This is a genomic window from Corynebacterium sp. 51B (assembly GCF_008930785.1).
Taxonomy (GTDB): Bacteria; Actinomycetota; Actinomycetes; order Mycobacteriales; family Mycobacteriaceae; genus Corynebacterium; species Corynebacterium megadyptis.
Map to the genome: position 1 here is coordinate 104079 of NZ_PQMK01000007.1, position 15742 is coordinate 119820.

The following is a 15742-nucleotide window of genomic DNA, read 5'->3' on the forward strand; positions in this document are numbered from 1 at the left end:
CGCAACGAACCCCGAGATACGCTGCATATCTCGGGGTTCGCTACAGGCCTGTGGGCGTGTTACTCCAGATCGTCGTGCTGCACCAGCTGGCGGGCAGCCTCGGTGATAGAGCCCGACAGCGTCGGGTACACGGAGAAGGTATTGGCCAGATCGGACACCGTGAGGTTGTGGTTCACGGCGAGCGCGATGGGCAGGATCAGCTCGGAGGCGGTGGGGGCCACCACCACGCCGCCGATGACCAGGCCGGAGTTCTTCCGGCAGAAGATCTTGACGAAGCCGTAGCGCAGGGCGCGCATCTTGGCGCGCGGGTTGGTCGACAGCGGCAGCTTGATTTGGCGGGCGGCCACCTCACCGGACTCGAGCTGCGCCTGGGTGATGCCCACGGCGGCGATCTCTGGGCGGGTGAACACTGCGCTGGCAACCGTCTTCAAGCGAATCGGGTTCACGCCCTCGCCGAGGGCGTGGTACATGGCGATGCGCCCCTGCATAGCGGCCACGGAGGCCAGCGGGAAGAGGTCGGTGCAGTCGCCGGCGGCGTAAATGCCGGTGACGGAGGTACGGGAGACGCGATCGACCATGATGTGGCCAGAGCGGGCCACCTCAACCCCGACACGGTCCAGGCCGAGTTCCTTGGTATTGGGCACGGAACCGACGGTCATCAGGGCGTGCGAGCCCTCGATTTCGCGTCCATCAGAGGTGCGCACGACAACGCCCTCGCCGGTGTTGGTCACGCTATCGACGCGGGCGTGCTTTTCCAGCTGCACGCCGCGCTCTGCGAGCACGTCCTCGAGGGTGTCGGCGGCGTCGGCGTCATCGTGGGGCAGAATGCGGTCGCGGGAGGCCACCATCGTCACCTGCACGCCCATCTCGGCGAATGCGGAGACGAACTCCGCACCGGTGACACCGGAACCGACCACGATGAGGTGCTCGGGAAGTTCTTTTAGGTCATAGATTTGGCGCCAGTCCAGGATGCGCTCTCCATCCGGCACGGCACCGGGCAGCACCCGCGGGGAGGCGCCGGTGGCGATGAGCACGAGATCGCTCTCGAGCACCTCTTCCTCCCCTTCGGCGGTGTGCACCTTCACGAAGTGGGTGGCCTGCTTGGAGGCGCTATCGTCGAACTCGGCGCGGCCGTTGATCACGCGCACCCCGGCGCGCTCGAGCTGGGTGCGGATGTCATGGGACTGTGCCTTCGCCAGGTCCAGCACACGCTTATTGGCGGCGCCGAGAGAAAAGAGCACGGTATCGCCGGTATCCACCAGCTTCATGTCGTCGGCACGGCGCAGGTCCGTTTTGACGCTGGTGGTGGAGATAAAGGACTTCGAGGGCACACAGTCGAAGAGCACCGCGGAGCCGCCGGCCCCTTGATCCTCGATGAGCGTGATCTCGGCACCGTATTTGGTGCCGGCAAGAGCGGCTTCGTAGCCGGCGGGGCCGCCGCCGATAATGACAATGCGCTTAGACAAGATTCCTCCGTGCAGACGATTGTGAAACTATGGGTGGCTTCAGTCTAACGAAACCTTAAGGAATCTCAGGGTTACTGGCCCCAGTATCGGTGGCGAGATAGCGTTTCAGGATCGCGGCGAAGAGGCGGATGCCCACCGAGATGGCGCGCTCGTCCACCACCAGATCGCCCTGGTGCAAATCTCCCGGGGTGCCGGTGCCATCCCAGCAGCCCAGCCGCGCCATGGAGCCGGGCACGTGCTCGAGATACCAAGAGAAATCCTCGCCACCGGAGGATTGGGGAGCTTCCACTACCGCATGCGGATCCACACTCGTGGCGGCGTCGGCAAGCACCGCCGTGGCCACATCATCGTTGACCACGGGCGGAACCCCGCGCACATAGCGCACCTGCGCCTCGCAGCCGGTGGGCGCCACCACCTGCTGAATCAGCTCTTCCATGAGCGGCTGCATCATGCGCCACACCCGAATATCGGCGGTGCGCACCGTGCCCAAGAGCACCCCATGCTGGGGCAGCGCATTGGCCGCGAAACCCGCCTTGACCGAGCCGAAGGCCAGCACCGTGCCGGAGCGCGGATCAACCCGGCGCGACAAGAGCCCCGGCAGCTGGGTGACGAGAGCACCCAAGGCGTAGACCACATCCTCGGTCAGGTGCGGGCGCGCCGAGTGCCCGCCGTGCCCAGAGACCGTAATGGTGAGGCTATCGGCCGCCGAGGTGATCGCCCCGGTGCGCACCCCCACCTTGCCCACCTTCAACTTCGGTTCCACGTGCAGGGCGTAGATACTGCCCACTCCCTCGAGAGCACCATAGGAGATCACCTCGGGAGCGCCGCCTTCCAGTACCTCCTCGGCAGGCTGGAAAATGAAGCGCACCCCGAGGTTGAGGTCGAAGCTGCTTAAAGCGCAGGCCGTGGCCAAGGCGATGGTGGTGTGCACATCGTGGCCGCAGGCGTGCATATAGCCCTGCTTCTCGGAGGCGAAATCGAGGCCCGTGATCTCGGTGATGGGCAGTGCATCGATATCGGCGCGGAAGGCCAGCTTCTCGCCGGTATCCGGGCCGAGATCCACCCGCAGCCCCGTATCGGGGAAACGCACCGGCTCTAATCCATAGGAGCGCAGCACCTGCTCGAGGAAGTCGGTGGTCTCGTACTCGCGGTGCGATAACTCCGGGTGGCTGTGGAGATGACGGCGCCAGCTGAGCACCACATCATGGTGCTCTTCGATCCAGCCCTGTACATGACTCCACACATCGCTCACGCGACTTCGTCCCTCCTCGTGGCAACAAATAATCCTTGAACTCTATCTTCCATTACACACTAGCGGCTTTGCCGTACCAGAACGTGGGGTAATAACGCTAGGCTCAACACAGGACCCTTTCCGCAAGCAGCTAAAGGATAGTCAGTCGTGGAATCCCGCCCCTCCGAGCCCCACTCCGCTGCCCCTTTGGTCTATGGCACCACCGGCTTCCGCGCCCCCGTCGGCCCAGGACCACAGCAGATGAACATCACTCTCATCACCCGCTTGGCCGCGGCCTTCGCCGCTTGGCTGCCGAGCCACACCACGCAGCGCACCACCCCGCCCAGCCGTTTCGCGGGCGACTCCCCCTCCGAAGAACCCGGGATCGGCCGGCTGCTCCACGCCACCGACGCCCCCATTCGCGTGGTGGTGGGCTGGGACACCCGCTATGGCTCCTCCGCCTTCGCCCAGGCCGCCGTCGAGGTCTGCGCTGGGGCCGGCTTCGAAGTGACGCTGCTGCCCCAACCCACCCCCACCCCGCTCATCCCGTTTTTAATACACACGCGCTGCTTCGATGGCGGCATCCAGATCACCGCCTCCCACAATCCGGCCGTGGACAATGGCTGCAAGCTCTACACCCGCGACGGGCGGCTGCTCTCCACCGAAAGGGCGGCGGAGATCACCGCCTTGATGGAGGATATGCCGCCGGCACCCGAGATCCCGCGGGTGCATGTGCGCCCCACCCAGGATCAACTGCGCCGCTATGTGGACTATGTGGTGGACCTAGTGGATCCCGGCGCGGATGATCGGCTGCGCGTGGCCACCGAGCGCGCCGGGCTGACGGTGGTCTACACCGCGATGCATGGGGTGACCGGCCGCGTTTTGCACCAATGCCTGCAGTCAGCGGGGTTCGCGCTGTGCTATCCGGTGCTGAGCCAGCAGCATCCCGACCCTACCTTCCCCACCCTCGCCTTCCCCGATCCGGAGGAGCCCAGCGCGGTCGAGCAGGTGCTGGAGCTCGCCGCCCATCACGACGCCGATCTCATCATTGCCCTCGACCCGGACGGGGATCGCTGCGGCATCGGCATCAAGACCGCCGCCGGCACCCACCGCATGCTCAGCGCGGACGAGCTGGGGCCGTTGCTGGCTACCCGGCTGGTCTCCGATACTCCTGCGGGCGCGCCGGCCCCGGTCGTGGCCACCACCCGCGTGTCCTCGCATCTCTTGAAGTCTCTGGCCGCCGCGCAGGGCTGGGACTATCAGGAATCCGCCACCGGTTTTAAGAACATGACCCAAACCGCGGACGATCGCCCCGGCCAGCTCGCCTTCGCCTATGAGGAAGCCCAAGGTTTTTGCGTCGATCCGGCGCGGGTTCCGGACAAGGATGGGCTGGCCACCGCGCTGATTACCTGCGCCTGGGCGGCCGAGCTGAACATGCACGGCTCCTCCCTCGAGCAGGAGCTGATGACGCTGCATAAACGCCATGGCTACTATGCCAGCCGCAAAGTCATCATCCGCACCTCCGATCCGCAGACCCTGCTGGAGGAGGCCGCCGCCACGCCGCCGCAGGAACTGGCCGGCATTCCCCTCCGCCCCCTGCAGCTACTCGACGATCAAATCATTGGCTGGAGCGGCAGCGGCGAGGCCGGGCGGGTGCGCATTCTGGCCCGCACCTCCGGCACGGAGAGCAAAGCCAAAATCTATATCCACGTCTCTGGGACCGACTCAGCGGAGCAGTCGGAGGCGCTGCTCACTCGCATCGTCGGCGAGCTGCGGGAGCTACTCGGACGCCTCTAGTTCGGCGGGCTCCGCGGTCTCGGCAGTATCGGCAGTCGCCGCGGTCTCGGCAACATCCGCAGCATCCGCCTCGTCTGCAGCATCCTCTCGCTCCTTGATCTGCAGCCGCGCCTGCTGCCGGAGAACATAGAGCGGGTGGAACTCATCCACAAAGCGGGGATCATCGCCGTCAATGATCACGTGCGAGCCATCGAAGGGCAGCACGTCCTCGGGCTCGCGCGGCCACACCACATCCACCTCGTTGGGCAGGGACTCGGTGGCCCGGCAGAGCCGGCGGGGCGGGGTGGTGGCGTCGGGAAGCAGCACCGCGAGGGGCACGTGGAGGGCACGGGCGACGCGATAGACGGTGGCGAGCTGCGGATTGGCGCTGGTATTTCGGGAGGACACCCCGCGTTCAAGCCCGACCACCGCGTTGCGGTGCACCCCGGCGAGCTCGGCGAGGCGTTCTTGGCTGATATCGCGCATGGCGCGCAATGTGCGCACCCGCTGGCCGAGCGCCACAGCATAGCTCGGCCAGTAAATTACGTTATCGTCATCAGCCATCAAAAAGACTCTGCCTACGCAAGCGGGCAGAGTCTGCACACCATGGTGTGCATTCCCCACGAGAGTGAGGAGCACCACCATGGGGTGGGCGGGTTTTTAGAGGTCGATGTTGCGCGGACCGTAGAGGCGATCGCCGGCGTCACCCAAACCGGGCACGATATAGGCGTCCTCGTTCAGCTCGGGGTCGATCGTGGCGGTGACGAGCCGCACGGGCAGGCCGGAATCGGCGAGCGCCTGCACTCCGGGCTGCGCCGAGACCATGCACACGGCGGTGATGTCGGTGGCGCCGCGGGCGTGCAGCAAGCGGATGGCGTGCAGCAGCGACCCACCGGTGGCGAGCATGGGATCCACCACGAACACCGGCTGGTCGGTGAGATCCTCGGGCAGCGCCTCCAGATAGGGCACCGGCTCGTGGGTCTCTTCATCGCGGGCCAGGCCGATGAAACCCACCTGGGCGTCGGGGATCATGGACAGGGCGGGGTCGATCATGCCCAGCCCGGCGCGGATGACGGGCACGATGATCGGCGGGTTTTCCAGCCGCGCCCCCTCCGCCACGGCCACCGGGGTGTGGCAGTCGAAGGTTTCTACCGGCACGTCGCGGCAGGCTTCGTAGATGAGCATTGCTCCGAGATCGCGGAGCGCGGCGCGGAAGGTGGCGTTGTTGCTGCGCTTATCCCGCATGATGGTCAGTCGGGCTGCGACGAGCGGGTGGTCAATAACCTTGGTCTCCATACGTTCCAGAATAGAACAGTGCCCCGTATCGCCGACGAGGGGAACCATCACAGGTGTGCGCAACGTCTAGATGAGCATGACTGACCTCATGTGTACCCCCAGCTATGCCCGCTCATTGCTGCGCGATCTCCTCACCGCGGCAGCCGCCACCACCCCAGCAGCACCACCGGCGCTGGCCCCAACACCCGGGATGGAGCGCTTCGCCGCCGCCCTCGCCCGCGCCACGACCGCTACCGGGCAACGCAGCCAGCAGCTCGCCCACTACTGCGAACAGCGTGCCCAAGACACAGCCGGGCATCTTCGTTCAATTGAGCTTGTCGACGCCGAGCTCGCCGCATCTCTGAACAGGCAGGTCTGAGGCTGATGTTTCCGGTACTCACCCAGCTCGCCGCCCTTGTGCCCACCGCTACCCTGCCCCGCGAGTTCGGCGGGGTGACGGATATCTCCGCCGCCCAGCGTCTTGCCCCCATGTTCGGCGCTGGGGCCCATCGTCTCAGCCACGCCGCCGGCGCCTTGGATGCGGAAAAGACGGAGCTGCAGCAGATCATGGCCATTGCCCAGCCGATCATTGCCCGCGCCAGCACCGATCTCGTGCAGCTGGCCCAGCACTATCTCGCAGACGTCACCCGGCTGGCGCCCCAGATGCTCAGCCCCCACCCGGCACAGCACCTCGCCGCCGCCCAGGCGCTCGCGGCTCTCTCCCCCGCCACCCTCGCGGCGGCGGGGCAGCGCACGCAGCAGCTCGAGGCGGAGCTGGCACAACCCACCGCCCAGCTGGAGCATATCGCGCAGCGCGGCCCGCTCGATCTGGACCATGCTCCCGACTCTGCGGCGGGTGGTGTGGGCGGCGAGACGGCGTCGACAAGCACCGCGGGAGCGCGTGCCGTGGCGGCCGCGGAATCCCAGCTGGGCACGCCTTATGTGTGGGGCGGCACCACCCCAGATGGTTTTGATTGCTCCGGGCTGGTGCAGTGGTCCTATGCCCAGGCCGGTGTGGAGCTGCCGCGGATGGCGCATGAGCAGGCGGTGGGCCGGCAGGTCGGCGCCGATGAGCTGCAGCCGGGCGATCTCGTGGTGTGGGATGGGCATGTGGCCATGTATACCGGTGAGGGCATGATGATCGAGGCCGGCGACCCGGTGCAGAAGAACCCAGTGCGCACCACCAACATGGGGATGGGGTTTCTAGGGTTCTATCGCCCCACCTCCTAAGGCTCGACTAGGCTTTAGCGCATGACTTCTTCCTCCTCCGAGGCACAACAGACGATTATTCCTATAAAGATTGCGCTCACAGAAGGGGACTTCTACACCCTGTGGGCGCCGGCCTACCGTGAACACGGCAGCGTCTGGCAGGCGTTTTTGGGAGATGATGACAACGTCTTCTTCTTCCACTCCCCCGCCGAGCTCCTCGCCTATATCTCGGCCCATCCGCAGCACGATCTGTCGAATCACCCGCGCTGGTCGAGTTTCCAATCCAAGCCGGAGGCCCGCGTGGTGCCGGAGGATTCCGGCTACGCCGATGTGGTGGGCGTGCCCGCGCTGCTCGCCGAGCGCCCCAGCCACAACGCCGTATCGGGCACTGCCCGCGCCCTGCGGGTGGCGCGCTCGCTGGGCGAGGTCCTCGCCGATGTGACGGTGACCTCCTTCTTCTCCGGGCACTCTGTGCTGGACAATCTGGATCGCGGCTCGGATCATTACATCGGCGAGCAGGGCGCAGAGGAATGGACCGGCGTGGGCCGCGTGGTGCTCAACAGCTGGAACGATGTGGTGGACGCCCTCGACGGCCACGTATTCACCCCCGAGGTCGATGACAACGCCGTTGCCGAGGCCGAGACCGCCATCGCCGCCTCCCAGGAGCGCATTGCGGAGGAAAAGGCCGCCGCCGAGGCCAAGCGCAAGGAAGAGGCCGAGGCCGCCGACCCCTATGACAGCACCGTGTGGGCCGCCGCCGGTATCGATCCGGTGAAGATCAGCATTGAAGGCCGCACCCTGTATACGCTGCGCACCTATGTGGAAGGCCGGCCGGTGTTCCTGGGTAAATACGGCGAGATCTTCACCTTCAATAACCGCAAGACCATGCCCCGCTGGCTGGCTGAGCATGGCGATCATGACCTCGCCAAGCTCTCCACCTGGGAGACCGTGATGACGGAGGTCAATGGCGGCACCCTCGAGGTCACCGTGCACGAGGACAACTCCTATTCCTTCACCGGGCTTGAGGATGATATCCGCAAGGGGCCTAAGGAAGTGGATACCGAGCAGATGCGCCGCGCCTATGAGCTGCTGGCGGATGCCGCCGACTGGGCCGCCGATGACTCGCTCAACTCCATCCTGCTGGCCCGTCCCAGCCTGCAGGACTACATCGCCTATATGCTCGGCGGCGCCTCCAACTATGTGCCGGATGCGCCCTTTAGCAAGGAAGCCGAAGGCTGGAAGGCCCTCACCGAGACCCTCACCCAGCGCTTCAGCAAGTTCTAACCCCGTGGCGCCAGCGCCCGCGGGGCTTATGCCCTAGACGCGGCGCCACCCAATCTGCCCATCGTGATCGACACGGCGCGCCTTGGACTGCACATCCTGCGGCGGCTCCGATACGGTGGGCTCGTCCATGTCCTCCTCATCGCCGGCGGCGTCTGCGTCTTCTACGTCCTCTCCGATGAGCGCGGCGAGCTCGCTGGCATCTACCAGGTAGCCGCCATAGCGGCTGCGCTCATCCTCGGCATCGGGGCGAAAGATCGGCAGCATATCGTGCACGGCCTTGATGGGGCGGCCCGCCACCTGGGAGAGCTCATCGAGCATGGCGAGGCTATCGCGGAGCAGCAGCCACAGCCGCGCGCGGTGCGCCCCATCCAGCGCCACGTGGTGCGTCACAAGGTAAGTGCGCGCCAGCATATCGACGCGCTCCTCAATATCCTCCACCCGTTCCGGAGAGAGCCCAGCCAGCTCCTGGTTCATATCGCCCCAGAAGGGCGTGACCCTGAGCTGTTCCACCACCAGCAGCGGCATGGCCTCGCCCTCGCCATAGGAGCGCCCCTCCTCCGCATCCGGCGTGGAGACGGGCAGAACGCCCTCCTCGCCTGCGGCGGTGGTCTCACCCTCAGCGCTAACCGCGCCGGCGCGGGCAAGCCATGCGGCATAGGCCTCCCGTGCCTCGTTCATGCGCGGATCGATATAGTCCACGAGGATCACATCGCGCACCTCCCGCTGCATGAAGGCGGCCTCCATGGAGATAAGGGTGATATCGCGCAGATCCTCGAAGCTCAGGCCGCACTCCTCGACCAGATACATCATCTCATCGGTCTGGGTAACACCCGAGACCAGCCGGTTATCGGTGTTGATGGCGCAGGCGAAGCCGCGGTTAAAGAGTTCGGCGAAGGGATGCACCTGGCCGTGGGCGACCGCGCCCGTCTGGTAGTTCGAGTGGGGGCATAGCTCCAGGCAAATCTCGTTGTCGTAGATATAGCGCGCAACGGGATCAGTGGTGAGTTCCTCATCCTCGGGAAGCACATCCATCAGCCGCACTCCGTGGCCGATACGACGCGCCCCCAGCTCCAGGGCCTCGCGGATGGAATCCACCCCGGCGGCCTCGCCGGCGTGAATGGTCACGGGCACAAAGTGTCGGCGCAGCAGCTCGAAGGCCTCGCGGAAGCGCGAGGCCGGAAAACCATCCTCCGGGCCGGCAAGATCGAAGCCCACCACCATGCCTTCGACCGAGCCCGGGTGATAGTTGTCCACGGTCAGCTGCGCCACCTCCAGCACGTTGTTCTGCTGGCGCATGCCGCAGAGGATCAGCCGCACCACAATGCTCACGCCGCATTCGTCGAGCATGACGGTGGCCGTCTTAATCCCAGTGGTGGCGGCGTCCACCACCTCCTGCATGCTCAGCCCCTTATGCGTGTGCAGCTCAGGGGCGAAGCGCAGCTCCGCGTACACGCAATTGTCGGCGGCCAGCTGAAACACGGCGTCCTTGGCCACAGCGGTGATGGAGGCGGCGTCTTGCATCAGGGCTACGGTGTGCGCAAAACATTCGAGATAGCCCGCGAGATTGCCCGCATTGGCCTTCTGCTCAAACCACTGCGCCAGCGCCTCCGGTGTGGGTTCCGGCAGTTCATAGCCCTGCTCGGCGGCGAGACTCACCATGAGATCGGGACTTAAACCGCCATCGAGGTGATCGTGAAGGGATACTTTCGGCAGCTGCTGCACGATCTCACGCGGCGGCGGTGGAAGAGGAGAGGACGTGGGGTTGATCATGGTCACATTCTAGGGTGACACCAGCGTCGCCGCCTCCCACCTCATGGGTGGACTCGTGCAATAGACTATCGGCCTATCATGGCTGAACATTTTTCCCGCGCTTTTCGACGCCTCCCCGCCTGTCTTCTCGCGCTCTCTTTATGCACCACCGGCGTGCCCGTGTCCTGGGCACAGGAGGAGACCACTCCCTCCACCTCAGAGACAACGCAGCGAACCACCTCGCCGAATACGGATGATTGCCCGCACGCCACGACCCCACCGCCCCCAGTGGATACCTCGGAGGAGCCGAAACCGGGGCAGAGCTCCCCGGCGCCGCTGCCGGTGCCGGCGATCAATGCCGGCGGGCCGAAGCTCAACGAGTGTGGTGTCATCGCCGCTGAGGGCTTCACCGTGCCCCAAGGCAATACCGCCTCAAGCTGGATCGTGTTCGATCTTGACTCCGGCGAGGTGAGTGCCGCGAAGGATCCGCACGGCCGCTACCGCCCGGCCTCGGTGATTAAAGCCTTGCTGGCGCTGGTGAGCATCACGAATCTCGATCTGGATAAGAAGGTGTCCGTCTCGGCGGAATCGGCCGGTATCGAGGGCTCGGCGGTGGGTATCGGCCCGGATGGGGTGTACACCAATCGGCAGCTCATCAGCGGCCTGCTCATGGCCAGCGGCAACGATGCCGCCCACGCCCTCGCCCAGGAGCTCGGCGGCGATCGCGTAGCACTCGAGAAGGTCAATGCCCTCGCCCGGCAGGTGGGGGCACGCAATACGCGCGTCGCCACCTATAGCGGTCTGGATGGCCCGGGCATGTCCACCACGGCCTTTGATTTGGCGCTCATTTATAAGCAGGCGTGGGCCAATCCGGTATTCGCGGAGATCGTACGCACGCGCTCCATCGATTTTCCCGGCTGGGGCGACTATGAGGGATTCGAAGTGTGGAACGATAATCAGCTGCTGTCCAAGCATGAGGACTCCCTCGGCGGCAAGACCGGCTATACCGATGATGCCAACCACACCTTCGTGGGCGCGCGGGAGGTCAATGGGCGTCGCCTCGCCGCGGTGATCTTGGATGCCACCATCACCCCGACGAAGCGTGCCTGGCAGATGGCCGATGATCTCATCGACGCCGCGGCCGACACTCCACCCGCTGCCGAGCCGGTCGGCACGGTGGCTGCTGTGGCCGAAACGAGCTCGGTGGAGACAAGCACCCCCTCAGCCCCCAGCGCTGCCAGCGAGGACGCCGCCGCGGCGGAGCCGGAACCTGCCGGCCCATCGCGGGGTGCGGACGTGGCCTTGGTGGCGGCGTTTATCCTCAGTCTTATTCTCGCCGGAGTGGTCGGCGTGGCTGGGGTGCGCTCGCGGCGGCGCCGTCGGGTGCGCCTGCGCCCCCGCCGCCGGCGCTAGTTATCCTCCACGAAGCGCTTGCGCACGACCTCGCCGTGCACGGACTCGTCGTGCTTACCCACATATCCTCGCTGCTCGGTGATGGTGTATTTGTAGTAGGCGCCGGCGACGATCGATATCACCTGGCCGCCCGAGAAGCAGGCGAAGAACTTCCACCAGGAACGCTTCAACGACTGCTCCAGCGAGAGATTCTTGCCGGTGCGCACATCCTTCGTGCGGTATCCGGCGGCGAGTTTCACCGGGGTGCCGCCGAAGAGGGTTTCGGAGCCGCACACATAGACCAGCATGACCACGAGGGTAATGAGGACGCTCACCAGGGCATCCGAGTCGGAGTAGCCAAAGAACCCTTGTATCGCCTGTGCACACAACTGGGCGACAAACCAGTCGCCGACTCCCAGGATAAAGCGCGTTCCTTGCCCTGGCCGGCGCTCTTCGGGGCCGCCGGTGCTATATCCCTGCGCGGGAACAGGCTGCTGCGGGCTCTGCGGCGCGACCCCGTAGGTGGGGGAAGACATATTCGGCATTCCCGGCACCCCAGCAGGCCCTGCCGTGGTGACTCCCGGCCCGGGCTGCGGCGGCATCGCTGCCTGCGAGCCGAAGTGGGTACGGGTGCCGAGATCATCGGGCAGCTCGCCGAGCTTGGCGAGGGTGTCGAGCTCAGCCCAGCTACACGGCTGGCCGAGCGCCTTCTCGTCATATTCCCGCTGCGTGTCGGCATCATCCATGATTTCCATGAGGATGCGCACCTCGCGCCGCGGTGATTGTTCTTCCGCCAGCCCCTCAAGCTCTAGTTCGGCGTCGATGGTGCACAGCCGCACGAGGGCTCGCTCCGCGTCATGATCGAGGTCCAGCAAACGGTAAATGTCCACCACTGGCTCGGCCACAATGTGCTGGTAATTCACTAGTGTTCTCCTTTGGCACGATCGTCAGTTCTAGAGTAGCGCAGCCACCGGACACCCACGGCCACTGCGGCGGCTCCGGCGCACAGGAGTGCGAACACGGTGGCGATCGGGGCGCGGCGGACACGCACCCCCACCATGTGCAGCACGGCGGGTTGGGGCACCTCAAGCTCCACGAGTTGGCGGGCGCCATCGCTGGTGGCCGACCACGCGGTGCACAGCAACACGATCTGCCAGACGATAAAGAGCAGCACCATGAGCGCGATCACGGGGCCGAAGACCACCCCAGCCGGATAGTTGAAGAAAAAGATGGCGATGGCACTGGCGGCGCGTTTGAATAGCTCCAGGATCACCGCACCCACCAGCGCCGGCTGCCACACCAGCGACCACGGCACAGCCACGGTGGGCACGGCCTTCATAATCCACGCCAAGGCGATGATATTCGCCAGCACCGCCACGGCCAGCGCCGCCAGGCTCAGCCCCACGCCGACACCAGGCACATGAGCCAATCTGAGATAGGCGACAATGCGGTCCGCCACCGCGCTCGTCTGCACGGTGGTGACACTAAAGGCGATGAGCAGCACCACCATGAGGCCGATGAGCTCCACCAGATCGCGCAGCCTAGAGATGAAGAAATTGGGGCCGCGGGCATCCGCCAGCCACACCGCGCTGGTGCCGAAGCGCAGGTTCACCATCCAGTTCGTGCCCGTCCACAGCGCCGTGAAGGCACCCACTCCCAGCACCATATTGCGCTGGTCCATGGCCTCCATGATGAGGGACATGAAGGGGGCAGCGGCGTCGCCGCCTAAGTATTCGCGGAGGAAGCTATCGATGCCGTCGATGAGCCGCGGCTGGCTATTGAGCACGAAGCCGGCGGCGGCAAAGACGAGCATGAGCAGCGGGACGATGGACATCACCGAGAAGTAGGTGATGGCGGCACCATACTGCCAGCCGCCGCAGCGGATATAGCGCTCGATCATGCGCATGGTGTGGTCGAACCACGGCCACGCGGCGCGGCGCGCAGCACACAACCGCGGCGGGATGGCGTCGGCACGTTCAATGCCGAATTCATCCTCCGCCGCCGGATTCGGTGAGGTCAGTGCTGCCACCGGCGTGTGCTCTCCATCCATCTCGCTGAGCAAACCACTGGCAGCTTAGCAAAGACTGAGAAGCAGCACAGACCGCCCATCGCAGAGAAGAGGGCCCCGTCCACGCTGGGTGAACGAGGCCCGAGAGGCTGGAGAGTCTATTTGCCGCCGAAGATCGCGGCGAGCAGGCCGCCGGCCACGGCGCCTGCGCCGACAACAGCGGCGGTCGAGGAGGCCGCGCTCTTCGTGCGTACTTCGCGGCGCACGCGGATCACGGCCGGCTCTGGCACGTCATAGTCCACCAGCGCCAGAGATTCCTCGGTGGTGGCCGCCCACGCGGAGGAATACAGCAGGATACGCCAGACGAAGTAGAGCAGGGCCATCACACCGATGATCGGCCCGAAGGTGGCGCCGGCTGGGTTGGACAGCGCATTGGAGAAGAACAAGGAACCGAACTGCTTCAGGATTTCGAATCCAATTGCGCCCAGAAGAGCGGCCTTCGCGCAGGATTTCAGCGGGGTCTTAGTGCGCGGCATGAACTTCACCAACCAGAAGAACACGAGGTAGTTCGCCAACACACCGACGACCACGGCCACCACATAGGTGATGTAGCTGATGCCGGGGACACCGCTCAAGCCCACCCGTTCCAGCAGCGTGGCGGTCAGCCCCGAGGCGCCCACGGCGGTCACACCGAAGGCGAGCACCAAGGCCAGCAGCAGGGTGATCAGGCCGATGAGGTCGCGCAGCTTATTCACCAGGAAGTTGCCGCCCACCGGGTTGAGCTTCCACATCTTAGACACGCCATAGCGCAGGTTGTGCATCCAGCCCAGACCGGACCACAGGGCCGTGAGGGCACCGATTCCCGCTACCGAGCCGCGCTGTTTCACAGCGGTGTCCAGGATTTCGGTGAGAGTCTCGGACATGGAGCCGTCCACCGATTCGGTGATGCGCTGTTGCACCTCGCCGAGAAGCTGCGGGTTGCCGGCGAGCACGAAGCCGAGGGCGGCAAAGAGCAGCATGAGAATGGGGAAAATCGACAGCACCGAAAAGTAGGTGATGCCGGCGGCGTATTGGTTGCCACCCATCGAGGAATAGCGCTCCTGCATGCGCATGATGTGATCGAACCACGCGTGCTTGGCGCGGAACGCGGCGAGGGCGCCGACGTTATCGTCGTTGGTGCGCTCGATGCCGTGCACGTCGGTGCGTGCGGGATTAGCGGTAGTGCGTGCCGCCATAGATGGTTTCTCCTCAGTCTCTTTTATGCGTCTCGCTTAGCGACGCTGTCCTGCCAAAAAGCCCACCCGCTCGTAGACATCGTCCAAGGTGGATTCGGCGATCTCGGAAGCCTTATCGGCTCCCTTGGCCAGGATATTTTCCAGCTCGCCGCGATCAGCCAAGAAGCTATCGAAGCGCTGTTTGAGCGGGGTGGTGAACTCCTCCAGCGCGGCGGCCGTATCCGTCTTGAGCGCGCCATAGCCCTGTCCAGCATAACCGTTCACCAGATCCTCGATGCTGGTGCCGGTCAATGCCGATTGAATCACGAGCAGGTTGGACACGCCCGGCTTGGCCTCGCGGTCATAACGAATCTCGCCGTCATTGTCGGTGACGGCGGACTTGATCCGCTTGGCGGAGACCTTCGGCTCGTCGAGCAGGTTGATCAGGCCCTTGGGGTTGGAGCCGGACTTGCTCATCTTCGAGGTGGGCTCCTGCAGATCGTAGATCTTGGCCGCGCCCTCGGGAATGAAGCTCTCCGGCACCACGAAGGTCTTCTTGTACTTGGAGTTAAAGCGCTCCGCGAGGGTGCGGGTGAGCTCGAGGTGCTGGCGCTGATCCTCGCCCACCGGCACCAGCTGGGGGCGGTAGAGCAGGATATCGGCAGCCATGAGCATGGGATAGGTAAACAGACCGGCGCTGGTGCGGTCTTGGCCCTGCTTGGCGGACTTGTCCTTGAACTGGGTCATGCGGGAGGCCTCGCCGAAGCCGGTGAGGCAGGTGAGCACCCAGCTCAGCTCGGCGTGGGCGGGCACATGCGATTGCACGAAAAGGGTGGACTTTTCCGGGTCAATGCCCAGCGCCAAGAGCTGCGCGACACCCTTGATGGTGCGCTCGCGCAACTCCTTCGGATTCTGCTCAACAGTAATGGCATGCAGATCAGGGATGAAGTAGAAGGCGTCATAGGAATCCTGCAGATCAATCCACTGCTTCAGGGCACCGAGGTAGTTACCGAGGTGATAGGAGTCTGCGGTGGGCTGAATGCCGGATAGGACGCGTTGCTTCTTCTCTGGTCGTGGGGTGGTCGAGCGGGAGTTTTCCATAGTTTAATAATCCTACAACCCCCGCTCGCGCCCCGCC

General features: G+C 65.0%; 14 protein-coding genes. 5 read left to right on the forward strand and 9 right to left on the reverse strand.

All coding sequences use genetic code 11. The annotated features are described in order from the left end of the window. Positions 1 to 59 precede the first annotated feature (59 nt). Together GBB14_RS09125 and GBB14_RS09130 are read right to left on the reverse strand one after the other, a co-directional pair. Positions 60 to 1466 carry an NAD(P)H-quinone dehydrogenase gene (locus GBB14_RS09125; protein ID WP_151529543.1) on the reverse strand — a complete coding sequence of 469 codons (1407 nt, stop codon included), beginning with the start codon at positions 1464 to 1466 and terminating at the stop codon, positions 60 to 62. Positions 1467 to 1521: 55 nt separating this feature from the next. Continuing rightward, positions 1522 to 2718: an amidohydrolase gene (locus tag GBB14_RS09130; RefSeq protein WP_151529544.1), complete on the reverse strand. Its 1197-nt coding sequence runs from the start codon at positions 2716 to 2718 to the stop codon at positions 1522 to 1524. 240 nt (positions 2719 to 2958) lie between these two features. Between GBB14_RS09130 and GBB14_RS09135 the strand changes: the two genes are divergently transcribed. Continuing rightward, positions 2959 to 4494: a phospho-sugar mutase gene (locus GBB14_RS09135; protein ID WP_151588411.1), complete on the forward strand. Its 1536-nt coding sequence runs from the start codon at positions 2959 to 2961 to the stop codon at positions 4492 to 4494. Here the strand turns inward: GBB14_RS09135 and GBB14_RS09140 are convergent. Next, on the reverse strand, positions 4477 to 5037 hold the full coding sequence (locus tag GBB14_RS09140; protein ID WP_151529545.1) for a helix-turn-helix domain-containing protein: 561 nt from the start codon (positions 5035 to 5037) through the stop codon (positions 4477 to 4479). The genes GBB14_RS09135 and GBB14_RS09140 overlap by 18 nt on opposite strands. 96 nt (positions 5038 to 5133) lie before the next feature. Then, positions 5134 to 5769, reverse strand: a complete 636-nt coding sequence (upp, locus tag GBB14_RS09145) for a uracil phosphoribosyltransferase (protein ID WP_151529546.1) — start codon at positions 5767 to 5769, stop codon at positions 5134 to 5136. Between the two features lie 76 nt (positions 5770 to 5845). Here upp and GBB14_RS09150 point away from each other — a divergent pair, with 76 nt between their 5' ends. The 3 genes from GBB14_RS09150 to GBB14_RS09160 are packed head-to-tail and all read left to right on the forward strand — an operon-like array spanning position 5846 to position 8241. Continuing rightward, positions 5846 to 6127: a hypothetical protein gene (locus tag GBB14_RS09150; RefSeq protein WP_151529547.1), complete on the forward strand. Its 282-nt coding sequence runs from the start codon at positions 5846 to 5848 to the stop codon at positions 6125 to 6127. Between the two features lie 5 nt (positions 6128 to 6132). Beyond that, complete coding sequence (locus tag GBB14_RS10780) at positions 6133 to 6978, forward strand: C40 family peptidase (protein WP_151529548.1); 846 nt, start codon at positions 6133 to 6135, stop codon at positions 6976 to 6978. 21 nt (positions 6979 to 6999) lie between these two features. Then, complete coding sequence (locus GBB14_RS09160) at positions 7000 to 8241, forward strand: hypothetical protein (RefSeq protein ID WP_151529549.1); 1242 nt, start codon at positions 7000 to 7002, stop codon at positions 8239 to 8241. A gap of 33 nt (positions 8242 to 8274) precedes the next feature. On the opposite strand, the gene GBB14_RS09165 is transcribed toward GBB14_RS09160, so the two are convergent. Beyond that, entirely contained in the window at positions 8275 to 10011 is a 1737-nt protein-coding gene (locus GBB14_RS09165) for an adenosine deaminase (RefSeq protein WP_151529550.1), read from the reverse strand. Between the two features lie 78 nt (positions 10012 to 10089). Between GBB14_RS09165 and GBB14_RS09170 the strand changes: the two genes are divergently transcribed. Beyond that, the gene (locus GBB14_RS09170) at positions 10090 to 11403 is read left to right on the forward strand and encodes a serine hydrolase (RefSeq protein WP_151529551.1); all 1314 of its coding nucleotides are present in this window, start codon (positions 10090 to 10092) and stop codon (positions 11401 to 11403) included. Here GBB14_RS09170 and GBB14_RS09175 read toward each other — a convergent pair. From GBB14_RS09175 to trpS, 4 genes are all read right to left on the reverse strand, one after another. Next, a complete protein-coding gene (locus tag GBB14_RS09175; RefSeq protein ID WP_151529552.1) occupies positions 11400 to 12305 on the reverse strand; it encodes an RDD family protein in 906 nt (301 codons plus the stop codon). The genes GBB14_RS09170 and GBB14_RS09175 overlap by 4 nt on opposite strands. Next, on the reverse strand, positions 12305 to 13411 hold the full coding sequence (locus GBB14_RS09180) for a YihY/virulence factor BrkB family protein (protein ID WP_192796196.1): 1107 nt from the start codon (positions 13409 to 13411) through the stop codon (positions 12305 to 12307). Before GBB14_RS09180 ends, GBB14_RS09175 begins: the two co-directional genes overlap by 1 nt. Before the next feature lie 137 nt (positions 13412 to 13548). After that, the gene (gene yhjD / locus GBB14_RS09185) at positions 13549 to 14625 is read right to left on the reverse strand and encodes an inner membrane protein YhjD (RefSeq protein ID WP_151529554.1); all 1077 of its coding nucleotides are present in this window, start codon (positions 14623 to 14625) and stop codon (positions 13549 to 13551) included. Positions 14626 to 14661: 36 nt separating this feature from the next. Continuing rightward, positions 14662 to 15705: a tryptophan--tRNA ligase gene (gene trpS, locus GBB14_RS09190; RefSeq protein ID WP_151529555.1), complete on the reverse strand. Its 1044-nt coding sequence runs from the start codon at positions 15703 to 15705 to the stop codon at positions 14662 to 14664. Positions 15706 to 15742: the final 37 nt, after the last annotated feature.